Below are 22,128 nucleotides of genomic sequence, written 5' to 3' on the forward strand. Positions count from 1 at the left end.
CGATCCCCTTCGACCGTCTCGCCTACTGGGTCGCCGGCACCCGTCGCTGGACGGTACGCTCGCAGCACCGGACATCCGGTCGCGGGACGTGGCGCAGCTTGGTAGCGCACCTCACTGGGGGTGAGGGGGCCGCAGGTTCAAATCCTGTCGTCCCGACAGCCGAATTGTCAGTGCCACACCATACCGTCGACCACATGTACGAACGCACCTACAGCGACGACGACCTGGCTCGAGCTGTGCTATCCGCGCACTCCTGGCGCGGTGTTTTGCGAGCCCTCGGCTTGCGTGCCACCTCTGCTGGTTCGGCGCGGTCTGTGCGTCGGCACACCGAACGTCTCGGCCTGTCCTATGCGCATTTCACCGGCCAACGACGGTGGTCGGACGGCGCTCTGCGCGCCGCGGTCGCCACCGCGGGGAGTTGGTCACAGGTCGCCACCGCGCTCGGCCTTGTCGCCGACGGGGGAACACTGACAGCGCTGCGCGCGCACGCCCACAGGCTGGGCCTGCCTACCGACCATCTGAACAAGCGGCCATTGCCGGTGCCGGCCGAGCCGCTCATCGACGAACACTTCCGGACCGAGCGGTTGCGCGATGCGGGATCGCTGTTCGCGGCCACCTGGTTCGCTCTGCGCGGCGCGAAGATCGCGTGGCCGTTGGAACCATGTCGGTATGACTTGGTCGTCGACGGGCAGGGCGGATGGCAACGCATCCAGGTGAAGACGACCGAGCGGTGCGGCTCAAAGGCCGTCCTCTTGCTGTCGAACAGCCGCAAGAGCGGGCGCAGCGTGTACGCGCCGGGCGAGATCGACTCTTTCTTCGCCATCGACGGCGAGTTGAGCGCCTACCTGGTTCCGTACGACCTCATCGCCGGCTACACCGCGATCCAGTTAGGCAGGTATGCGAACTACCGCATCGTGGATCGAGGGCGCATGATGCCGGGCAGCTAGCGCTTGCGCTTCTCGCGGACCTTGATCGAGATCTCGATAGGCGTGCCGGCGAAGTCGAAGTCCTCGCGCAGTTTGCGCTCGAGGAAGCGCCGATATCCCGCCTCGAGGAACCCGGTGGTGAACAGGACGAAGCGCGGCGGCCGGGTGTCGGCCTGGGTGCCGAACAGCACGCGCGGGGCCTTGCCGCCACGTGGCGGCGGCGGCGTCGCCGCGACGACGTCGGTGAGCCAGGAGTTCAGCCGACCGGTCGAGATGCGCCGGTCCCAGGAGGCGAGCGAGGTGCGCAGCGCGGCGGCGAGCTTGTCCACGGCCCGGCCGGTCTTCGCGGACACGTTGACCCGTGGCGCCCAGGCGATGCGGGCGAGGTCGCGGTCGATCTCGCGGGTCAGCTGGTCGCGGCGGTCCTCGTCGACGAGGTCCCACTTGTTGAACGCGACGACCAGGGCACGGCCGGTGTCGACGACCTCGGCAATGACCCGTTGGTCCTGCTCGCTGAGCCGGTCGGCCGCGTCGAGCAGCACGATCGCGACCTCCGCGCTCTCGATGGCGGCAGCGGTGCGCAGGCTGGCGTAGTACTCCATACCGCTCGCCTGATTCACCCGCCGGCGCAGGCCCGCGGTGTCGACGAAGCGCCAGATCTCGCCGCCGAGGCTCACCAGGCTGTCCACCGGGTCGATGGTCGTGCCGGCCACCGAGTCGACGACCGATCGGTCCTCGCCGGTGAGCCGGTTCAACAGGCTCGACTTGCCGACGTTCGGGCGGCCGACGAGCGCCACCCGGCGCGGTCCGCCCTCCTCGTCCGCGTCCGGTGGAGCATCGGGCAGCTTGGCGAGCACGACGTCCAGCAGGTCGCCGCTGCCGCGCCCGTGCAGGCCGCTGACCGGATAGGGCTCGCCGAGGCCCAGCGACCACAGCGCGGCGGTGTCCGCCTCGAACCGCTCGTCGTCGACCTTGGTCGCCGCGAGCACGACCGGCGTGTCGCCACGGCGCAACGTCCGCGCCACCACCAGATCGGTCTCGGTCGCGCCGGTCCGGCCGTCCACGACGAACACCACGAGGTCGGCAGTGGTCACGGCGCGTTCGGCCTGCGCCGACACCATCGCCTGCAGTCCGCGGGCGTCGGGCTCCCAGCCGCCAGTGTCGACCAGGGTGAACCGGCGTCCGTTCCAGAGCGCGTCGTAGGCGACGCGATCGCGGGTGACTCCGGGGACGTCCTGCACCACCGCCTCACGACGGCCCAGGATGCGGTTGACGAGCGTCGACTTGCCGACGTTCGGACGCCCGACGACCGCGACCACGGGCACCGTCGCGGGCGCCGAGTCCAACCCAGCGCTGCCGACGCCGTCCCCGACGTCGCTCATCAGCCGCCGGACAGCTCGAGCAGGCGCTGCACGACCTGGTCGATGTCCAGGTCGGTGGTGTCGAGCACGGTCGCGTCGGCGGCTTGGGTGAGCGGGCTGGCTGCCCGAGTGCTGTCCAGATTGTCGCGCCGGGCGATGTCGGTCGCGACGGCGTCCACGTCGCCGCCGAATTCGCCGGCGCGGCGCCTCGCCCGGGCCGCCGCGCTCGCCGTCAAGTACACCTTCGGCCGCGCGGTGGGCCAGACGACGGAGCCGATGTCGCGGCCTTCGACGACGATCCCGCCGCCGTCATCGATCAGCTCGCGCTGGGCCGCAACCAGCAGGGCCCGCACGGCGGGCACGGCGGACACCGCGCTCACCGCGGCCGTCGTCTCCGGCGCGCGGATCTCGGTGTCGGCCGGCACACCGTCGAGGGTGATCGACACCTGCTCGGGATCGGTCGAAATCTCGATCTTGGCCCCCTCGACGGCGTGGGTGATCGCGACGGGGTCGGCGAGGTCGACGCCGTCGCGCAGCACCGCGACGGTCGCCGCGCGATACATCGCGCCGGTGTCGAGGTAGCGCACGCCGAGCGCGGACGCGAGCCGGCGGGCGACCGTGGACTTGCCGGTTCCGGCCGGTCCGTCGAGGGCGACGACGCCTGAGAACGGCGTGCCGGAGAACTGCGAACTCACGCCACGAGGCTACTGGGGCAGGTCGGTCCGCAGCGCGGCGGCGCCGCGGAGATAGACGTGCCGGATGTCGGCGCGCGGGCGAGTCGTCTCGACGTGCGCCATCAGCCGGAGCACCCGCGGCATCGCCCCAGGCACTGCGATCTCGGTGGTGCACAGCAGCGGGACGTCGGTGAGACCGAGCTGCCGCGCCGCGTAAGCAGGGAAGTCCGCGGTGAGGTCGGGCGTGGCGGTGAAGACGATGCTGATGAGGTCGACCGGGTCGATCTCATTGCGGCGCAGCACCTCGGTGACCAGCTCGGAGGTCCCCTGCAGGATCAGCTCGCGGTCGTTGGCCTCGACCTGGATCGCGCCACGCACCGCCCGGACCGCCATGACAGCCAGCCTATTCACCGCGCGTCGGCGGGCGCGGACTCTGCCAGCCGGTGCAGTTCGGCGAGCTCGCCGCGGCTCAGCGGGCGCAGCGTGCCGGGCCGCTGGCCGCCGAGCCGCACCGGGCCGATCGTGGTGCGGACCAGCCGGGCGACCGGGTGCCCGACCTCGGCCAGCAGCCGCCGGACGATGTGCTTGCGCCCTTCGTGCAGCGTGATCTCGACGATCGCGTGCTCGCCCTGAGTTTGGACGACGCGGAACCCGTCCGCCCGCGCCGGGCCGTCCGCCAATTCGACGCCGGCCCGCAAGCGGCGCGCGACGTCCTTGCCGACCGGCGCCGGCACGGTCGCGAGGTATGTTTTCAGCACCCCGAACGACGGGTGTGTCAGCCGATGCGCGAGCTCGCCGTCGTTGGTGAGGAGCAGCAGCCCCTCGGTGTCGACGTCGAGGCGGCCGACATGGAACAGCCGCTGGTCGAGGTCCGGCAGCTGCTCGGCGACGAGATCGGTGATCGTGCGCCGGCCGCGATCGTCGCTCATCGCGCTGAGCACGCCGCTCGGCTTGTTCAACGCGAGGTACACAAGGTCGTTGCGCACGATGACGCGGTCGCCGTCGACGTGGATGACCGCGGTCGCGATGTCGACGCGCGCGCCCAAGACGGCGACCGTGCCGTCGACGCGGACCCGGCCGCCGGCGATCAGCTCCTCGCACGCGCGGCGGGAACCGAGTCCGGCGGCCGCCAGCACCTTCTGCAGCCGAACGCCGTCGGGCTCAGTCACGCCGACTCATCCGTCATGCCGGCTCAGAGGTCATCGGCGGTGAACGCGTCGAGGCCTTCGATCTCCGGCAACAACGGCGCGAGCGACGGCAGCTCGTCCAGCGAACGCAGGCCCATCTTCTCCAGGAACGCCTCAGTGGTGCGGAACAGCCCGCCGCCGGTGTCCGCGTCGGTGCCGACCTCGACGATGAGTCCGCGGGTCAGCAGCGTGCGCACCACGCCGTCGACATTCACGCCGCGGATCGCCGACACCCGCGCGCGGGTGACCGGCTGTCGGTAGGCGATCACTGCCAGAGTCTCCAGCGCGGCCTGGCTGAGCTTCGCGCGCTGGCCGTCCTGCAGGAAGTGCTCGATGACCGGCGCCTGCGCCGGCCGAGTGTAGACGCGGACTCCCCCGGCCACCTCGCGCAGTTCGATGCCGGCGTGCCGCTCGTCGTAGCCGCGGCCGAGACCGTCGAGGGCGGCGCGCACCGCGTCCACCGGCTGCTGCACCGCGACGGCCAGCGTCGCGACCGTGACCGGCGCCTCGACGACGAACAGGATCGCCTCGAGCGCCGCGGACAGCTCGACCAGATCCATCAGCAGCAGCGGCTGGCCGCCCTCGTCGAGGGCGCCCTCGCCGAGGCCGCCCTCGTGTAGCCCGTCCTCGTGCACATCATCTGGGCTGGTCACTCGTAGTCCTCCGGGTCTGCGCCGTCCAGGTCTGCACCGTCCGGGTCTGCACCATCGGAATGGCGGTCGGCGTCGTCGACCGCGTCGCCGCCGGTCCAGCGCACCCGGAGCTCGGCCAACGCCGCGGCCTGGTCGAACGCGACGGCGCCCTCGCGGTACAGCTCGAGCAGGCCGAGGAACCGCGCGACCACTTCCAGCGTGGACCCGCAATCGCTGACGAGCGAGCGGAAGGTCGCCGCGCCGAGCCGGCGCAGCCGATCTCGGATGATCGCGGTGTGCTCACGCACGCTGACCCGGGCCGCGTGCACGTGGTCGGTCATGATCACGGGCACCGGCTTCGGCGTCATCGCCGACACCGCGATGGCGGCGAACCGGCGCGGGTCGACACCGATCAACAACTCCGGCATGAGCGAGGCGAAGCGCGGCTCCAGCTCGACGCTGCGGGCGAATCGCTGGCCCTGCGTGCGGTCCAGTTCGGCCAGGTACGCCGCGGCGAGCTTGTACGCGCGGTACTGCAGCAGCCGGGCGAAGAGCAGGTCCCGAGCCTCCAGCAGCGCGAGGTCCTCCTCGTCCTCGACCTCGGCGGCCGGCAGCAGCCGCGCGGTCTTCAGGTCGAGCAGGGTGGCGGCGACGACCAGGAACTCCGTCGCCTTGTCGAGATCCCAGGCCGGCATGCCGTCGAGATAGCTGATGAACTCGTCGGTCACCTGCGAGAGCGCGACCTCGGTGACGTCCAGCTGTCGGTGGCTGATCAGGCTGAGCAACAGGTCGAACGGGCCTTCGAAGTTGTCCAGGCGCACCCGAAAGCCGCCCGGGTCGGCTGCCGGCCGCGCGATCGCCAGCTCGCTCATGCCCGCGCGATGACCTCGCGGGCGAGATCGCGGTAGGCCCTGGCGCCCGTCGACGACGACGCCCAGGACGTGATCGGCTCGCCGGCGACCGTCGTCTCCGGAAATCGCACGGTGCGGGCGATGACGGTGCTGAACACCTTGTCGCCGAACGCCTCGACGACGCGGGAGAAGACCTCGCGGCTGTGCAGAGTCCGACCGTCGTACATCGTGGCGAGGATGCCCTCGAGCACCAGATCGGGGTTGAGCCGCTGCTGCACCTTCTCGATCGTGTCGACCAACAGGGCGACGCCGCGCAGGCTGAAGTACTCGCACTCCAGCGGGATGATCACGCCGTGCGCCGCGGTCAGCGCGTTCACCGTCAGCAACCCGAGCGACGGCTGGCAGTCGATCAACACGAAGTCGTACTCGGCGCGCACCGGCGCCAACGCCCGCGCGAGCGCCTGCTCGCGGGCGACCTCGGTGACGAGCTGAATCTCTGCGGCGGACAGGTCGATGTTGCTCGGCAGCAGGTCGACGCCTGGCACATTGGTCTTCAACCGGACATCGTCGAGCGTGACGCCGCGTTCCATCAGCAGGTTGTAGGTCGTGCGGTCCAGCTGGTGCGGCTGGATGCCCAGCCCGGCGGACAGCGCGCCTTGCGGGTCGAAGTCGACGAGCAGCACCCGCCGGCCGAACTCGGCGAGCGCGGCGCCCAGGTTGATCGCCGTCGTCGTCTTGCCGACGCCGCCCTTCTGGTTGCACAGCGCGATCACCCGGGCCGGGCCGTGCCGCTTGAGCGCCTTCGGCTCGGGCAGTTCCCTCCTGCGCCGAGCGACCGCGGGATCGACGGACTTGGGCCGCTGGACCGGGTCGGCGGGGAACAAGGCGTCCGGGCCCCCGCGGGGCCGGCCGGACGAGCCTGTCGAGGTCGTCATGAGACCGCCTCGTCCTCCCTGCTCCGCGCCCGCCTGCCGGCAGCCGAGATTACCCCAGCCGGGCTCGTTGACCGGCCGGTCAACGGCCGCCCGCCGCCGCGCCGGCAGCGCCGGCGACAACGCCGGCAACAGGCCTCGATCGCGTCGCCCGACCCGCCCGCGGGTGCGCGCTCGCGTAGACCTCGCGCAGCGCCTCGACCGTGACGAGGGTGTAGATCTGCGTCGTCGTCACCGAAGCGTGGCCAAGCAGTTCCTGCACCACGCGGACGTCCGCGCCGCCCTCCATCAGGTGCGTCGCGAAGGAGTGCCGCAGCGTGTGCGGCGAGATGCCGCTGACCAGGCCCGCGCGCTCGGCGGAATCGCGAAGCACCGCCCAGGCCGATTGCCGCGACAGCGGGCCGCCGCGGGCGTTCAGGAACAGCCGCGGCGTCCCGGTCCCGGCCCGGGCAAGGTCCGGCCGCCCGCGCACGAGGTACGACTCGAGCGCCGTCGCCGCGTACGACCCGACCGGCACTCGCCGCTGCTTGCCGCCCTTGCCGAACAGCAGCACCGTGCGATCGGCCAGATCGAGGTCGTCCACGGCCAGGCCGACGGCCTCTGAGATCCGGGCGCCGGTGCCATAGAGCAGCTCGAGCAGCGCGCGGTCGCGCAGCGCCAAAGACGTCCCCGGGTAGCCTGCGGCGTCCAGCAGCCGCTCGACCTCCTCGAGGGTGATCGCCTTGGGCAGCCGTCGCGGCGGGGCGGCCGGCCGCACATCCGCAGCCACGTTGACCTCGACCAGCCCGTCCCGCAGCGCAAAGCGGTGCAGCCCGCGCACCGCCACCACGGCGCGCGCGGCCGACGACGCGGACAGCGGCGGATGACCCTCGTCGCCCTCGCGCAGGTGGGCGAGGAACGCCCCGATGACGCCTGCGTCGACAGCCGCGACCGACTCGATGCCGGCCCCCGCCAGGTAGTCCAAATACCGGTCCAGATCGCGCCGGTAGGAACTCAACGTGTTGGCCGCGGCGCCGCGCTCGACGGCGAGGTGATCCAGGAACGCGCGAACGACCGAGGCCGGCGCGAGCCGGCTCGTCGAGCGACTCGTCGTCGCTGCCGAACTCATCGGGCGGCTGTCATCGACCGGGCCGTGCCGGCTGTCATCGACCGGGCCGTGCCGGCTGTCATCGACCGGGCCGTGCCGGCCACGCGGCGTCGGCTGGGCGCAGCTCCCGCCAGCCCGTCGCCCGGCCGTGCACCGCGGCGAGAATCCCGGCGACCGCGGACGCGTTGGTGATCGCCCCGGTCAACACGCGGCGGGTCGCCTCGGCCAGCGGTTCGCGCGAGACCGTCATGTCGATCTCCTCGTTCTCCGCGGCGAAGTCGCCGCCGGCCGCGGTCAGCCCGCGGGCGAGGAAGATCCGCACCGCCTCGTCGGTCATGCCGGGCGAGCTGAACAGGTCGACGAGCACATGCCACTGATCGGCGGCCAGCTTCGCCTCTTCGGCGAGCTCGCGCTTCGCCGCCGCCAGGGCCGGCTCGCCGTCGACGTCCAGCAGGCCGGCGGGCAGCTCGTCGAGGCGCGCGCGCACCGCCGGACGATATTGGTTCACGAGCACGATCGCGCCGTTGTCATCGAGCGCGACGATCGCCACGGCGCCGGGATGGGCGACGAGCTCGCGCTCGGCCACCGAACCGTCGCTCATCCGGACGTCGTCCACCCGGACCTCGATCACCCGCCCGCGGAACCGCGTCTGGCTGGCGAGCACCTCGTAGGAGTCCTGATCGCTCATCGGCCGCTCATCGGCCGGTCGGCACATCGCCTCATGCGCTGACCGCGCGGATCTGCGTCTCGCTCAGCAGGCCGTCGGCCGGCGGCTGATCGCCGGGCAGCTCGTCCGGAATCTGCACCGGCAGCCGCTCCGCGGCGTTGTATTCCAGCGCCGCCGCGACGAACGCGCGGAACAGCGGGTGCGCGCGGGTGGGCCGGGATTTCAGCTCCGGGTGCGCCTGGGTGCCGGCGTAGAACGGGTGGACGTCGCGGGGCAGTTCAACGAACTCGACCAGCCGGCCGTCCGGCGACTCGCCGGACACCACCAGGCCGGCCCGCTCGAGGTCGTCACGGTAGGCGTTGTTGACCTCGTAACGGTGTCGGTGCCGCTCGGACACCGACGTCGAGCCGTACGCGTGCGCGACGACCGAGCGCGGCACGAGATTGGCCGGATACGCCCCGAGGCGCATGCTTCCGCCGAGGTCCGCCTCGCCGGCGACGGCGGCCACCTGGCTCGCCATCGTCGCGATGACCGGGTTCGCCGTCCCTGGCTCGAACTCGGCGGAGTTGGCGTCGGCGATGCCGGCGAGGTTGCGCGCGGCCTCGATCACCATGCACTGCAGGCCAAGACACAGGCCGAGCGCGGGGATGCCGCGCTCGCGCACGTGCCGCAACGCGCCCACCTTGCCCTCGATGCCGCGGATGCCGAAGCCGCCGGGGACGACCACACCGTCCAAGCCGGCGAGCGCGGCTGCCGCGCCGGCCGGCGTCTGGCACGCGTCGGACTGGATCCAGCGAATCTGCACCTTCGCCCGGTGTGCGAACCCGCCGGCGCGCAGCGCCTCGACGACGGACAGGTAGGCGTCCGGGAGGTCGATGTACTTGCCGACGAGGCCGATCGTGACGTCGGCGCGCGGGTGATGCACCCGGTCCAGCAGGTCGCCCCACACCGTCCAGTCGACGTCGCGGAACGGCAGCCCGAGCCGGCGCACCACGTAGGCGTCCAGGCCCTCGGCGTGCAGCACCTTCGGGATCTCGTAGATGCTCGGGGCGTCGACGGCGGCGACGACCGCCTCGGCGTCGACGTCGCACATCAGCGAGATCTTGCGCTTGACGCCGTCGGGCAGTTCCCGATCGGAGCGGCAGACCACGGCGTCCGGGCTGATGCCGATGCTGCGCAACGCGGCGACCGAGTGTTGGGTCGGCTTCGTCTTCAGCTCGCCGGACGGCGCGAGGTAGGGCACCAGCGAGACGTGCAGGAAGAAGCAGTTGTCCCGGCCGACCTCGTGCCTGATCTGCCGCGCGGCCTCCAAGAACGGCAGCGACTCGATGTCCCCGACGGTGCCGCCGATCTCGGTGATCACGACATGCGGCGGCAGCGGGACGTCCGAGCCAGAGTGGGCAGCCGGCATAGCGGGCGAAGTGGGCACAGTGGGCACCGCCATCGCCCGGATGCGGTCCTTGATCTCGTTCGTGATGTGCGGGATGACCTGGACGGTGTCGCCGAGGTACTCCCCGCGGCGCTCCTTCGCGATCACCGAGGAGTACACCTGGCCGGTCGTCACGTTCGCGGACCCGACGAGATCGGTGTCCAGGAAGCGTTCGTAATGGCCGACGTCGAGGTCCGTCTCCGCGCCGTCCTCGGTGACGAACACCTCGCCGTGCTGGAAGGGGTTCATCGTGCCCGGATCCACATTGAGGTAAGGATCCAGCTTCTGCATCGTCACCCGCAGCCCGCGCGCCTTCAACAGCGAGCCGAGGCTGGAGGCGGTGAGTCCCTTGCCGAGGGAGGAGGCGACACCTCCGGTGACGAAGAGGTGCTTGGTGGGCCAACTGCTACCGATGGGCGCTCGATCCACGGAAGTTCACGCTAACACGGTGCAGGCGGCAGGTGGCGCGAGCGCGGGGTCGGCGCGCCGACCGGCCGCCGAGAGCATGCCGGCGGCGTGGAGCTGGCGCAACAACCGGACCCGAGCGTAGGAGTTGGCGGCGAACGGGGCCTCAGCGCCGATGATCGCGGTGCTGACCTGGCGTGCTGCGAGCGCGCGGGAGGCGTTGCGGGGTGCCGTTGCGCGGGCGGCTCCGCCCGGGCCGAACGTGACACTGACTTCGGCCAGCCGGTCGCGGACGAAAACGGCCAGGGCGACGACGGCCTGGGGAACGACGGCCTGCGGGACGACAGCCTCGGGAACGACAGCCTGCGGTGGCATCGGGACGGCCATGGGTCAGCGAGACGGCGTCGGGAACAGCGCGTCGGCGCCGTTCTGCGTTCCGTAGTGGCCGAAGTCGCCCTTCGCGGCCGCGGACAGCGCGAGCACCGCGGACACCTGCCCGAGGGCGTTGTCCGCGTTGTCGACGCTGGACACCGCGCTGCGGGTGGCCACCTCGGTGCGGACCGCCGCGACCAGTCCGCCCCGGCCGGCCGCCGCGGCGTTGCCGGCGACCACGACGTGGGCGCCGTCCCGGGCGAGCGCGCTGATGAGCGCCACGGAGTTCACGGTGCCCTGCGCGCCGGCCGGCTTCGCGCCGTGGCTGAGCACGAGCACATCTGCGGCCGGAGTGATCGTGGTGCCGTCGGTCGTCACCATGTGCAGGGCGGCGAACGCGCCCAGCACCTGGGTGATGTCGGTCGCCTGCCCCTTGCCGCTGAGCACCCAGGCAAGTAGCGACCCGCCGAGCTGCCCCGGGTCGCTGGTCTCCGGAGCGGTCCAGTCGATGGGGCGCGCCCCGCCGGTGGCAAGCGAGGCGATGCCGCTGCCCAACCGCGGGTCGAAGTAGTTGCGGGTGACTGTAACGACCCCGCCGACCTTGCCGCCGGCGGCGCTCACCTCGCGGATAATTCCGCTCTGCATGCCGCTGGTCACCCCGGGCAGTGCGATGACGAGCACCGGCTGCTTGGTGAGCGAGCCCGCGACGAGTTGCGAGCCGTAGGTCGAGGCGAATTCGCCGGCGTCGTCGAGTTGGCCCTGCAGCGTCTTCACCTGACCGGCGAGCGCGTCGCGCTGATTCTTCGCGTCGTCCAGCTGGTTGCGCAGGTCCTTCGTGATCGGCCCGCTGAGTGCTGTGGTGCCGACGACGATGCCGAGCGCCAATGCCAGGAAGATCGCGACGATCGACACCAGGTGATAGCGAAAAGAGATCACGAGAAGGTGTCCCGCAGCCAATGCACGAGCTGGTTCCAGTCGTGGTGCAGCGAGTCCAGGTAGGTGCGGCCGGCGTCCGAGAGCGCCAACGCGGCCAGCACGGCGATCAACGCGGCCAGCACGAGCAGCAGCAGCGCTGCCGCGGAGATCCGCGGCCGGTACAGCCGCTGCACGCCGCGCGCGTCCATCAGCTTGTCGCCGAGGCGCAGCCGGGTCAGGAACGTGGAGGCCATGCCTTCGCGCCCGCGGTCCAGGAACTCGGGCAGGTTGGCGTGGCTGCCGACGGCCACCACGAGGTCCGCGCCCTTGTCCGCGGCCAGCAGCAGCGCCGCGTCCTCGCTCGACCCGGAGGACGGCAGCGTGTGCGGCGTGATCCCGAAGTCCTGCACGCGGGCGAGGCCGGGGGCGCTGCCGTCCGGATAGGTGTGCACGACCACCTCGGCGCCGGTCGCCAGCGCGGCGTCGGACACGGTGTCCATGTCGCCGACGAGCAGGTGCGGGGTGAAGCCGGCCTCCAACAGGGCGTCCGCGCCGCCGTCGACGCCGACAAGCACCGGCTTGAACTCCCGGATGTAGTGCTTGAGCGACTTGAGCTCGCGCTTGTGGTCGCCGCCGCGGACTGCGACGAGCGCGTGCCTGCCGGCGAACCGGGTGCGGATGTCGGGGATGCCGTCGCCGTCCATCAGCAGGCCGCGCTCGCGGCTGAGGAACTCGCCGGTGTCGACGGCGAAGGCCTCGAGCTGGGCCGCGACGCCGCTTTGCGCGTCGAGCATCAGGCGTTCGACCATGTCGGAGTCGAGCAACGTGCCGACGACCAGCTCCGCATCGCCGAGGTACACGGCATCGCCGGCGACGCGGATCTTCACACCTTCCCTGACCACGCCGAAGATCTCCGCGCCGACGTTGTCGAGCAGCAGAATGCCGGCCGAGACGATCAGCTGTGGGCCGAGGTTCGGATAACGGCCGGAGATGCTGGGCTGCGCGTTGATGACGGCAGCGGGCTTCGCGGCGACCAGCACTTCAGCGGCACGCCGATCGAGGTCCACGTGGTCGATCACCGCGATGTCGCCGGGGTTGAGCCTGGTGGCCAGTCGCGCCGTGCGCCGGTCGAGCCGGGCGACGCCGCTGACACCGGGCAGCAGATCGCCGCGTCGGCGCATCGTTGCGAGCTTCATGGCTGCCCATGCTGCCACCGGGAGCGCCCCGGACCGGGTTGCGCCACGCGCGCCCGGGGCGCCAGCTGCGCCGCCTGCTCAACTCGCCCGGGGCAGCCTCGCCGACTTGCCGCGCACACCGTGCTCAGTCAGGTCCGGGGTGTCGACCCGCCGCGGGCGAGGACTGTCCCCGCCACGCGGACCCCGCTCAGCCCGAGCCGCACCGGCCCGATCCGCGCGCGCCCGAGCCGTGCCCGCCCGCTCCGTGCCCGCCCGATCCGCGCGCGCCCGCCCTGTGCCCGCATCGGCGAGCAGCTCGGCGGCGTGCTTGCGCGCAGTCGGGGTGTCGGAGCCAGCCAGCATGCGGGCGAGCTCGGCGACCCGAGCGTCCCCGGTGACCACCCGGACGTCGCTCGCTGTCACACCAGTCCCGCCGGCGACTGTGGATTTGTCGAGCGCGGGTTTGTCCACGACGACATGTCGGTCGGCGAACGCGGCCACCTGCGGCAGGTGGGTGACTACGAGCACCTGTCGTTCCTGCGCCAGTGTGGCGAGCCGGCGGCCGACCTCGACCGCCGCGCGCCCACCGACGCCGGCGTCGACCTCGTCGAAGATCAGCGTAGGCACCGGGTCGGCGCCGACCAGGCACACCTCGAGGGCGAGCATGACCCGGGACAGCTCCCCGCCCGACGCGCCGCGCCCCAGCGGCAGCGCCGGCGCGCCCGGGTGCGGCTGAAGCAGGATTTGCACCTCGTCCACGCCGTCCGCGGTGGCGCCGAGCTCCCGACCGTCCACCACGAGGGTCGGCAGCCCGACGGTCGAGCGGGGCGCGACCTCGACGAGCACGCGAGCCGACGGCATCGCCAGGCCGGCGAGTTCGGTGCTGACAGCCTCCGACAGCGCCGCCGCGGCGGCCCGGCGGCGGGCGGACAGCTCCGCGGCCAGCGCGACAGCCTGGGCGGCCGCGGCGTCGCGCCGAGCCCGCAACCGGGCCAGCGCGTCGTCGGAGACGTCGATCGACGCGAGTCGCGACCGCGCGCCCTCGGCCCAGCGCAGCACACCGGCAACACTGGGCTCAGGCTCGTCGCAGTACTTGCGGATCAGCGCGCCCAGCGCCGCGCGGCGCGACTCCACCCGCTCAAGCTCAGCCGGATCGGCCTCGACGCCGGCGGCGTAGGCGCCGAATTCGGCGCCTAAGTCGGCTGTCAGCGCCACCAGCTCGGCCAGTCGGGCGCCGAGTTCGCGCAGACTCGGATCGGCGTCGGCGTGCTGCCCGACCGTCCGTGCCGCGGTGGCGAGCAGGCTGGCCGCATCTGACGGGCCGGTGGCGACGTCGTCCGCATCGCCGATCAACGTGTCGTGCGCGGCCCGCGCTGCCGCGGTGAGCGCGTCGGCGTGGCCGAGGCGGCTCGCCAGCTCGGCCAGCTCGACGTCCTCCATCGGGTTCGGCGCGATCCGCTTGATCTCGGCAAGCCCACTGGACAGCAATTCCGACTCGCGGCGCAGCTCGGCGCCGCGCGCGGCGCGCTCGGCGAGTTCGGCTGCCGCGGCGCGCCACGCGGCGAAGGCAGTGCTGTACGGGCCGGCGTCGATGCCGGCGAAGCGGTCCAGCGCCGTCCGCTGAGCCGCCGGCCGCGCCAGGCGCAGCTGGTCGGACTGGCCGTGTACGGCGAGCAGCGAGTCGGCGAGCTCGCCGAGCACCGAGATCGGCGCCGGCGCGCCGCCGACATAGGCGCGCGACCGGCCGTTCGGGCTGACCACCCGGCGCAGGATGAGCTCGTCCTGCGCCGGGTGGTCGGAGTCGATCCCAGCGCCGTCGCCGCCGTCGGGGTCCGCCGATCCGCTGCCTGCCGGAGGGACGGGGTCGACATCGCCGCCCGCGTCGCGGACCCGGCTCGCGGCCGGCGACCCGACGGGCAGACAGAGCCGGCCGTCGACACAGGCCTCTGGCGAGCCGGCGCGCACGCTCGCCGAGTCCGCCCGGCCGCCGAACAACAACAACAGGCCGGTGAGCACCATCGTCTTGCCTGCGCCGGTCTCTCCGGTGACCACCGTCAGCCCGGGGCCGAGCGGCAACGTCGCGTCGTCGATGACACCCAGGCCGCGGATGCGCAGTTCGTCCAACACAGAAGGGAGACTATCCGAACGTACCGACGAAATGATCGAAGACCCGCTGGCGCGGCGCGCTGATCCGTCTCGAATCAGCCAGGGGCGCTGTGCCGGCCGCGGCGGCGGCGGTTCACTCCAGATCGATGGGCGGCGGAGACGCCTCACGCAGCGACCGAACCGGCAGTTGAAACTTCGACACGAGCCGGTCGGCGAAACTCGTGTAGCCGAGCCGGACGACCTTGACCGGCAGCTTCCCCCGCCGCACGCGCACCCGCGCGCCGGCCGGCACCGCGGCCGAGCGGCGTCCGTCGCAGCTGAGCACCGCTGCGTGTGCCGCGCTGACGAGATCGACGTCCACCACGGACGCCGGCGCGACGACGATCGACCGGGCGAACAGCGCATGCGCGGCGTTCGGGACCACGAGCAGCGCGTCGACATTCGGCCACATGATCGGGCCGCCGGTGGAGAACGCGTACGCGGTGGAGCCGGTCGGCGTGGCGCAGATCAACCCGTCGCAGCCGAAGCGGAGCAGCGGGCGTTCGTCGACGGCGACCGCGATCTCGAGCATCCGCTCGCGATTGGTGCGTTCGAGGGAGGCCTCGTTGAGCGCCCAGGCTTCGGTGAGCACGGCGCCATCCATCAGGACCGCCGCGTCCACGGTGACGCGTTCCTCCACCGAGTAGCGGCGATGCACCACGGCATCGACCGCGTCCCCGAGCGCTTGCGGGTCGGCTTCGGCCAGGAACCCGACATGTCCGAGGTTGACGCCGAGCATCGGCACTCCTGCCGGGCGCGCGAACTCGGCGGCGCGCAGGAAGGTGCCGTCACCCCCGAGTGCGAGAACCAGCTCGCAGCCGTGCGCGGCCTCGGCCGGCTGCATGACGCGCACGTGTTCGGGCAGGCGTTCGTCGCCCTCGGGCGGCAGCATGCGCACCTCGATGGCCGACATCCGCAGTTGGTCCACCGCCCGCTCGGCCAGCGCGATGATCTGCGGACGGGTCGTGTGCGCGACCAGGAGCACCGCTCTCACGTCGCACCTCCGGGACGCGCGGCCGCAACCGCTTGCCGGATGTCCGCCAGCTCGATGGGCGGCGTCGCGGACCTTCGCAGCCACAGGAAGAATTCCACGTTTCCGGACGGCCCCGGCAGCGGGCTCGGCACGACGCCATGCGCGGGCCAGCCGAGTTCCGCAGCCACCCGAGCGACCTGAGCCACCGCCTCGGCGCGTTGCTCGGGGTCCCGGACGACCCCGCCCGCGCCGAGGCGCTGCTTGCCGACCTCGAACTGCGGCTTCACCATCGGCAAGAGATCTCCGTCCGGCTGAGTGCAGGCGATCAACGCCGGAAGCACGATCGGCAGCGAGATGAACGACAGGTCTGCCACTGTGACGTCAACCCGTCCGCCGATCGCCTCCGGCCCGAGCGAGCGCACGTTCGTGCGATCGACGACCTCGACCCGTTCGTCGGTTCGCAACGACCACGCGAGCTGGCCATACCCGACATCCACCGCGACGACCTGCGCGGCGCCGGCCCGCAACAAGACGTCGGTGAAACCGCCCGTCGAGGCACCCGCGTCGAGGCAGCGCTTGTCCTGGATCGTGACGCCGGGCAAGGCGGCAAGCGCGCCGGCCAGCTTGTGACCTCCCCGTGAGACGTATTCCGGTGTGCCGTCGTCGGGCGCGACTCGAACCGACGCGTCGGCGACAACTCCGGTGGCCGGTTTGGTGGCTACCACCCCGTGCAGCTCGACGCGTCCCGCCGCGATGAGCTGGCTGGCTTGTTCGCGGGAACGCGCCAGCCCGCGACGCACCAGTTCGGCGTCGAGACGAGTGACGCGCGGCGGCACGCTTGCGCCGGTGTCAGGCGTCGATCGCGGACAGCGCGGACTGCAGCCGGGTGTGCAACCGCTCGAACACAACGGCGTGTTCGGACAGCGGGAGGTCGGACAGCGCCGCGAGCTCCGCATCGACCGACTGCGGCTCGACGACACCGCTCGCGCTCGCCCCGACAGCACCGGACTCGACAGCACCGGACTCGACAGCACCGGACTCGACAGCGCCGGACTCGACAGCGCCGGACTCGACAGCGCCGGACTCGAGGACGCCCGCCGCAAGCGGGCCCGCCTCGGTCGGCGGCGTGACGCGGTCCACGTCCTCGTACGAACCCACCTGCCGACCCCCTGTTCTGCGGCCACCGCTTCGGCGGTGCCCGCGACCGACCGTACCGGGATTCGCGCCGCGACACCGGTTTCGACGCTGCGGATGCCTCGACTGGGTAGAACAGAACGACGTGGGCGCCGGCGGCAGTATGGCGACGGCGGCGACAACGCCGACAGCGGCGACGCGACATCGTGGAGAGGCATTGTGGCGACCATCGAGGAGTGCGAGCAGGCGTTGAACACGCTCGCGGCGAGGCTCGAAGCCAAGGACCCGGCGAAACGCCAGCTTGGCTTCGACCGCAGCTTGTCGTGCTCCGTGCGCGACCTGCGCGTCGTCTTTGGCGGCGAGCTGCGTGACGGCGTGCTGAAGAACGTCCATCGTGCCAGCGACGCCGCGGCCCAGGTGCGGATGGACCTGACCAGTGACGACTTGGTGGCGATGGTCGATGGCCGGCTCAAGGTTGCCTCGGCCTGGGCGAACGGCCGCATTAAGATCCACGCGGGCATGCGCGACATGCTGAAACTGCGGTCGATCTTCTGACCCGTTCACGCGGGAACTCGCGCGGGCGGGACAGCCCGTTCGACGGGTGCTGCCGCGACTCCCGCTGGCCTTCGTCGCGGAGCTGCTGGCTGGGCGGATGTCGCGCAGTAGTGCCTGGCGACGCGCCGATCGAGGGCGAAGCGGGTCAATCCAGCCCCAGTCGCTGCACCATCTCCTTGGCCGCGGGGTCCAGGCCGCGGACGCTCAGCTGCCCAGCCGACCCGCTGACCGGGGCAGCGCCGGCGGCTTCGCCGTTCCCGGCGCCCCGTGCGTCGACCGATGTCCAACGGGCCGCGCACAACGCCCGGATCGCGTTCAACGCGTCGTCGTCGAAGCGGCTGTCGGTCGACTCCCCGGCAGCCCGACCCGCCTCAGGAGACCGGCGGAGGTCGAGCCCAACCCCGTCGGCGCGGGAAACCCACGCGCCGCACCTGGCCCCGTCGGCCTCGATCGCCGGCGCCGGGTGAACGTCGCACAGACCCCCGACATCCGCGGCCAGGAAAGTCGGCCGCAGCCTCGGTTCCGCGGCCAGCAGGTCGGCGACGTCGGTGACGCCGGAAAACACCAGCAGGCTCGGGCAGCCGACTTCGTTCGCGCCCTCGATGTCGGTGTCGAGGCGATCTCCCACAACGATCGGACGCTTCGCGCCAGAACGCAGCACCGACTCCCGGTGCATCGTCGGATCGGGCTTGCCGGTGACCACCGGCTCCTTGCGAGTCGCGTGCCGCAGCGCCGCCACCAGCGAGCCGTTTCCGGGCAGCCGCCCGCGCGGGGAGGGCACGGTTGGGTCGACGTTCGTCGCCACCCACGGCACGCCCCGGTTGATGCCGAGGCAACCCTCGGCGAGCAACTTCCAGTCGAGATCGGGCGAAAAGCCCTGGACTACCGCCGCGACGTCGCCGTTCGCGTCGGACACCGCAGTGAGGCCGCGCTCGCGCAGCGCCTCGACTAGGCCGGTCGTGCCGATCACGAGCACGGGCGCGCCCGCGGGTAGCCGTTCGGCCAACCAGCGCGCCGCCGCCTGCGCCGAGGTGATGATCTCTGCCGGGTCCGCGGCGATGCCGAGCTCGGTCAGGTGGTCGGCGACCGCCTGCGGCGGCCGGGCGGCGTTGTTCGTGACGAACGCGAGCCGCAGGCCCGCCTCGCGCGCCGACCGCAGGGCCGCAGCGGCGCCTGGAACTGCGTCCGCGCCGATGTACACGACGCCGTCGAGATCGAGCAACGCGACATCGTGCGCCGAGCTCAGTGGCTGCGCGGACGCCTGCAGCCACGTACGCACGTGTCGAATGATGGCACGCCCGCGCAGCGCCGTAACATCGCGTCCCGTGAGCCCGCCACCGCCACCGCAGGACGCGGGCGGGTTGTCGCTGGCGCCGTTTCGAGCCTTGCGGCCGACCGCCGACACCGACCGCCTCGGCCGGTTGCTGTGCCCGCCCTACGACGTCATTGACGCCGAGCTCCGCGCGACGCTGCTCGCTGATGACTCGGCGAACGCAGTCGGCGTCATCCTGCCCGAGCCGACGCCTGACGGTTACGCCGCAGCGGCGCGCCGACTGGCGGACGAGGTCGCGAACGGGCTGTACGCCAGCGACGAGTCCGCGGCGCTTTTCGTGTACGAGATGCGCGACCCGTCCGGCCACGCGACCCGCGGTCTGCTCGGGGCGCTCGAGCTGCGCGCGCCGGAGGACGGCGTGATCCTGCCGCACGAGAACACGATGGCAGGCCCGGTCGCCGATCGCCTGGCGGTGATGACAGCGACCGGAACGGACCTCGAGCCGATTTACCTCGTGTACGACGGCGGCGGCGCGGCGTCGGATCTCGTCCGTCATGCGTCGGACGACACGCCAGTGGCGCTCGCGGTGACTCGCGACGGTGTGGAACACCGGCTCTGGCGGGTCGCCGAAGCGGCTGCGCTGGCCGCGGTCGCTCAGGACCTCACCACCCGTCGGGCGCTGATCGCCGACGGCCATCACCGTTACGCGACCTACCGGGAGCGACAACGGCTTGGACGGGAAGCGACGGGTCCGGGTCCCTGGGACCGAGGACTTGCCCTGCTGGTCGACTCGACGGACTACGGCCCGCAGGTGCACGCCATTCACCGAGTCGTCAACGACGTCTCGCTCGCGGAGGCCTTGAGCCGGCTCGGGGACCTCGACGTCACGGTCTTCGAACGCCGTTCGCCGGAAGACGCGCTCGCCGACCTGCCCGTCGGCCCGGCCTTTGCCGCCGTGCTCACGAACAGCGTTCGCACGTTCGTGCTCGAGGACGCGAAGGGGACGCTGGCTCAGCTCGCGCGACGCACCGACGACCCGCCCGAGCTGGCCGGGCTCGACGTCAGCGTGCTGCACCGTGGCTTGGTCGAGCGCGTATGGCAGTTGGCTGACAACGTCGACACCGTGCATTACGCGCATTCCCTGGGCGAGGCGCTTCGCGCTGCGCTGGCCAGCGACGGCTTCGCGGTGCTGCTGCGACCCACGCCGGTGCAGGCTGTGGCCGCGGTCGCGGCCGCCGGCGCGCGCATGCCGAGGAAATCCACGCTGTTCACGCCGAAGCCGGCGTCCGGCTTGGTGATGCGCCGCCTCGCCGATCAGCTTTCTTGATGCGCACCGACGCCGCGTCCACGCTGTAGCGGCTGGCCGGGCCGGTCGGCGCACGCCAGAAGCGCCTGCGCAGGCTGCCGTCGACCTCGAGCGTGTCGCCGACTGCCGCTCGGGTGAGCACCCGAAGCACCCGCGGCTTGGTGCTGGCGCACTCGAGGCTGTCCACGCGAACCTGCTCGCCCGGCGGGCGCGCCACGGTCAGCCGGAAGACAGCCAGCACGTCGCCGCTCGGCAGATCTCGAAGCAGCGGCGGGCCGGCCAACTTGCCGCGGAGAAAGATTCTGTTGTCGCCGTCGTCCGCGGCCGTGGTAGCGCTCATGCCGGCAATGCTCGCGACCGAACGGCGCCCGGGCGAAGGGCCTGCGCAATTCTGTGGACACCGACCGATCGTGTGCACAACTACGTCGCAGTCGTCAGTGCGCTGTGGTACCGCCGGACGGGCGCCCGCCGCGGGGAGATTAGCGGTCCGCGGCGGATCCGGAGCGCTAGAGCAATGCGGCCGCCCGGTCTGCGGAATCGAGCTCGCCGCCGGGATCGAGCGCGGCTGAGGCCGCAAAGTACTTCGCTGCCTCCTCGCGTCGTCCTTCGGCCTCGAGGACGTCGCCGTAGGCGTACCAGAGCCGAGCGGCGCCCGGCCGCGGGCGATCGAGGTCGATCCCGCCGCGCGCCAGCACAGCCAAGGCGGCGTCGGGTTGGCCGGTGTCGCGGCGCGCCCCAGCGATCACGATGAACAGCTCGACGCGGGTCTCGGCGTCCAGCTTGCCGACGTCGGGGTCGCTGAGGACGCGCACCGCATTGGCCGGCCGGCCGAGCGCCCGTTCGCAGTCGGCGATGAGCGGAAGGGTGCGGGGGTCGCCGGAGATCCGGCGCGCCGTGCGCAGCTCGGTGAGCGCCTCGGCCCATTCGCCCGCGTGGTAGGCAGCGACCCCGACGGCCTCGCGAACCGCGCCGACGCGAGCCGCCTTGGCGCGGGCAGCGCGGGCGTGCGCCAACGCCGACCTCGGATCGTGGTCCAACGCCTGCCCAGCAGCGACGAGGTGCCGGGCGACGACATCCGCCGTCAGCTTGGATAGCGAGCGCAACTCGGCGCGAACGCCTCGATCGAGCAAGGAGACGTCGGCATGCTCCGGAACCGGCGGGAGGTCGGCGGCCGGGGGCTCGAACCTGTCATCGGCCCGGGGCCGCGTTCGCGCACCACCACGCTCAGCGGAACGGTCGCGGTTAGGCGCGCCCGACGTCGGCCTGCCGCGCCCGCGGCCTTCACCGGTGCCACCGCGCGCCTTGCCGTCGGCTGAGGTCGGGCGCGCGGTGCGGCCCGAGCGGGATCCCGCCGGTCGTCCACCGCCCGCGCCTGCGCGACCGGAGGTCGGCTTGCCTGCCATGTCATCACTCCTGAGTGCGCCGCACAATTGCGCAGATATAACAAGACGAGGGCCGACCGGCGAACCGGACGACCCTCGTCTGTAAATTGTGTCCGGCGACGTCCTACTCTCCCACGCGGTCCCCCGCGCAGTACCATCGGCGCTGAGAGGCTTAGCTTCCGGGTTCGGGATGGGACCGGGCGTTTCCCTCTCGCTATGGTCGCCGAAACGCTATGGAGATATAGCCCGCGCCGCCTGCCTTTCGACAGACGACGGACCGTACCTCGGGAACCGCACAGTGGACGCGACAGCGAGCGAACTCGCAGATTGTGTTTGTGGCAAGTCCTCGGCCTATTAGTACCGGTCAGCTGCACGTGTTACCACGCTTCCACTTCCGGCCTATCAACCCGGTGGTCTAGCCGGGGGCCTTACTCCACAAAGGATGGGAGATCTCATCTTGAAGCGAGCTTCCCGCTTAGATGCTTTCAGCGGTTATCCCTTCCGAACGTAGCCAACCAGCAGTGCTCCTGGTGGAACAACTGGCACACCAGAGGTTCGTCCGTCCCGGTCCTCTCGTACTAGGGACAGCCTTCCTCAAGACTCCTGCGCGCGCGGCGGATAGGGACCGAACTGTCTCACGACGTTCTAAACCCAGCTCGCGTACCGCTTTAATGGGCGAACAGCCCAACCCTTGGGACCTACTCCAGCCCCAGGATGCGACGAGCCGACATCGAGGTGCCAAACCAT

At 71.7% G+C, this 22,128-nt stretch carries 22 protein-coding genes, 1 tRNA gene, 2 rRNA genes and 1 pseudogene; 4 read left to right on the top strand and 22 right to left on the bottom strand.

Annotated elements, in window-relative coordinates:
• The first annotated feature begins 82 nt into the window (after positions 1-82).
• A tRNA-Pro gene (locus ACFFBG_RS04870) sits at positions 83-156 on the top strand.
• Positions 157-194: 38 nt separating this feature from the next.
• The gene (locus ACFFBG_RS04875; RefSeq protein ID WP_375476125.1) at positions 195-947 is read left to right on the top strand and encodes a group I intron-associated PD-(D/E)XK endonuclease; all 753 of its coding nucleotides are present in this window, start codon (positions 195-197) and stop codon (positions 945-947) included.
• Here ACFFBG_RS04875 and der read toward each other — a convergent pair.
• The 17 genes and pseudogenes from der to ACFFBG_RS04960 form a co-directional block, all read right to left on the bottom strand.
• The gene (gene der, locus ACFFBG_RS04880) at positions 944-2,308 is read right to left on the bottom strand and encodes a ribosome biogenesis GTPase Der (protein WP_375476127.1); all 1,365 of its coding nucleotides are present in this window, start codon (positions 2,306-2,308) and stop codon (positions 944-946) included. The two genes, ACFFBG_RS04875 and der, sit on opposite strands and share 4 nt — an antisense overlap.
• Positions 2,308-2,982 carry a (d)CMP kinase gene (gene cmk / locus ACFFBG_RS04885; RefSeq protein ID WP_375476129.1) on the bottom strand — a complete coding sequence of 225 codons (675 nt, stop codon included), beginning with the start codon at positions 2,980-2,982 and terminating at the stop codon, positions 2,308-2,310. The genes der and cmk overlap by 1 nt, the downstream gene beginning before the upstream one ends.
• 9 nt (positions 2,983-2,991) lie before the next feature.
• Positions 2,992-3,354 (bottom strand): chorismate mutase, encoded by a 363-nt coding sequence (aroH, locus tag ACFFBG_RS04890; protein ID WP_375476131.1) that lies wholly within the window; start codon positions 3,352-3,354, stop codon positions 2,992-2,994.
• A gap of 14 nt (positions 3,355-3,368) precedes the next feature.
• The gene (locus ACFFBG_RS04895) at positions 3,369-4,130 is read right to left on the bottom strand and encodes a pseudouridine synthase (RefSeq protein ID WP_375476133.1); all 762 of its coding nucleotides are present in this window, start codon (positions 4,128-4,130) and stop codon (positions 3,369-3,371) included.
• 23 nt (positions 4,131-4,153) lie between these two features.
• On the bottom strand, positions 4,154-4,801 hold the full coding sequence (gene scpB / locus ACFFBG_RS04900; RefSeq protein ID WP_375476135.1) for an SMC-Scp complex subunit ScpB: 648 nt from the start codon (positions 4,799-4,801) through the stop codon (positions 4,154-4,156).
• A complete protein-coding gene (locus ACFFBG_RS04905; protein ID WP_375476137.1) occupies positions 4,798-5,652 on the bottom strand; it encodes a segregation and condensation protein A in 855 nt (284 codons plus the stop codon). Before ACFFBG_RS04905 ends, scpB begins: the two co-directional genes overlap by 4 nt.
• Entirely contained in the window at positions 5,649-6,566 is a 918-nt protein-coding gene (locus tag ACFFBG_RS04910; RefSeq protein WP_375476139.1) for a ParA family protein, read from the bottom strand. Before ACFFBG_RS04910 ends, ACFFBG_RS04905 begins: the two co-directional genes overlap by 4 nt.
• Before the next feature lie 154 nt (positions 6,567-6,720).
• Positions 6,721-7,671, bottom strand: a pseudogene (gene xerD, locus ACFFBG_RS04915) (site-specific tyrosine recombinase XerD); the annotation flags it as partial.
• A gap of 58 nt (positions 7,672-7,729) precedes the next feature.
• A complete protein-coding gene (locus ACFFBG_RS04920) occupies positions 7,730-8,338 on the bottom strand; it encodes an NUDIX domain-containing protein (RefSeq protein ID WP_375476141.1) in 609 nt (202 codons plus the stop codon).
• Between the two features lie 31 nt (positions 8,339-8,369).
• A complete protein-coding gene (locus tag ACFFBG_RS04925; protein ID WP_375476143.1) occupies positions 8,370-10,175 on the bottom strand; it encodes a CTP synthase in 1,806 nt (601 codons plus the stop codon).
• A gap of 6 nt (positions 10,176-10,181) precedes the next feature.
• Positions 10,182-10,526, bottom strand: a complete 345-nt coding sequence (locus tag ACFFBG_RS04930; protein ID WP_375476145.1) for a hypothetical protein — start codon at positions 10,524-10,526, stop codon at positions 10,182-10,184.
• 15 nt (positions 10,527-10,541) lie between these two features.
• Positions 10,542-11,459 (bottom strand): copper transporter, encoded by a 918-nt coding sequence (locus ACFFBG_RS04935; RefSeq protein ID WP_375476147.1) that lies wholly within the window; start codon positions 11,457-11,459, stop codon positions 10,542-10,544.
• A complete protein-coding gene (steA, locus tag ACFFBG_RS04940) occupies positions 11,456-12,634 on the bottom strand; it encodes a putative cytokinetic ring protein SteA (RefSeq protein ID WP_375476149.1) in 1,179 nt (392 codons plus the stop codon). Before steA ends, ACFFBG_RS04935 begins: the two co-directional genes overlap by 4 nt.
• A 78-nt stretch (positions 12,635-12,712) precedes the next feature.
• The gene (locus ACFFBG_RS04945) at positions 12,713-14,740 is read right to left on the bottom strand and encodes a DNA repair protein RecN (protein ID WP_375476151.1); all 2,028 of its coding nucleotides are present in this window, start codon (positions 14,738-14,740) and stop codon (positions 12,713-12,715) included.
• Positions 14,741-14,852: 112 nt separating this feature from the next.
• On the bottom strand, positions 14,853-15,743 hold the full coding sequence (locus ACFFBG_RS04950; RefSeq protein ID WP_375476279.1) for an NAD kinase: 891 nt from the start codon (positions 15,741-15,743) through the stop codon (positions 14,853-14,855).
• A gap of 5 nt (positions 15,744-15,748) precedes the next feature.
• Positions 15,749-16,567, bottom strand: coding sequence for a TlyA family RNA methyltransferase (locus ACFFBG_RS04955; protein WP_375476153.1), 819 nt, complete (start codon positions 16,565-16,567; stop codon positions 15,749-15,751).
• Positions 16,568-16,580: 13 nt separating this feature from the next.
• Positions 16,581-16,889 (bottom strand): hypothetical protein, encoded by a 309-nt coding sequence (locus ACFFBG_RS04960; protein WP_375476155.1) that lies wholly within the window; start codon positions 16,887-16,889, stop codon positions 16,581-16,583.
• A 36-nt stretch (positions 16,890-16,925) separates the two neighbouring features.
• Here ACFFBG_RS04960 and ACFFBG_RS04965 point away from each other — a divergent pair, with 36 nt between their 5' ends.
• Complete coding sequence (locus ACFFBG_RS04965; protein ID WP_375476157.1) at positions 16,926-17,420, top strand: hypothetical protein; 495 nt, start codon at positions 16,926-16,928, stop codon at positions 17,418-17,420.
• A gap of 145 nt (positions 17,421-17,565) precedes the next feature.
• On the opposite strand, the gene ACFFBG_RS04970 is transcribed toward ACFFBG_RS04965, so the two are convergent.
• Complete coding sequence (locus tag ACFFBG_RS04970; protein ID WP_375476159.1) at positions 17,566-18,699, bottom strand: HAD-IIA family hydrolase; 1,134 nt, start codon at positions 18,697-18,699, stop codon at positions 17,566-17,568.
• 46 nt (positions 18,700-18,745) lie between these two features.
• Here ACFFBG_RS04970 and ACFFBG_RS04975 point away from each other — a divergent pair, with 46 nt between their 5' ends.
• Entirely contained in the window at positions 18,746-20,020 is a 1,275-nt protein-coding gene (locus ACFFBG_RS04975) for a DUF1015 family protein (protein ID WP_375476161.1), read from the top strand.
• Here the strand turns inward: ACFFBG_RS04975 and ACFFBG_RS04980 are convergent.
• The 4 genes from ACFFBG_RS04980 to ACFFBG_RS04995 form a co-directional block, all read right to left on the bottom strand.
• The gene (locus tag ACFFBG_RS04980; protein WP_375476163.1) at positions 19,962-20,339 is read right to left on the bottom strand and encodes a single-stranded DNA-binding protein; all 378 of its coding nucleotides are present in this window, start codon (positions 20,337-20,339) and stop codon (positions 19,962-19,964) included. The genes ACFFBG_RS04975 and ACFFBG_RS04980 overlap by 59 nt on opposite strands.
• Positions 20,340-20,505: 166 nt before the next feature.
• Complete coding sequence (locus ACFFBG_RS04985; RefSeq protein ID WP_375476165.1) at positions 20,506-21,129, bottom strand: tetratricopeptide repeat protein; 624 nt, start codon at positions 21,127-21,129, stop codon at positions 20,506-20,508.
• Positions 21,130-21,492: 363 nt separating this feature from the next.
• Positions 21,493-21,609: ribosomal RNA gene (rrf, locus tag ACFFBG_RS04990) — 5S ribosomal RNA — on the bottom strand.
• 106 nt (positions 21,610-21,715) lie between these two features.
• A 23S ribosomal RNA gene (locus ACFFBG_RS04995) occupies positions 21,716-22,128 on the bottom strand; the annotation flags it as partial.

Source organism: uncultured Jatrophihabitans sp. (assembly GCF_964251945.1).
GTDB lineage: Bacteria > Actinomycetota > Actinomycetes > Mycobacteriales > Jatrophihabitantaceae > Jatrophihabitans.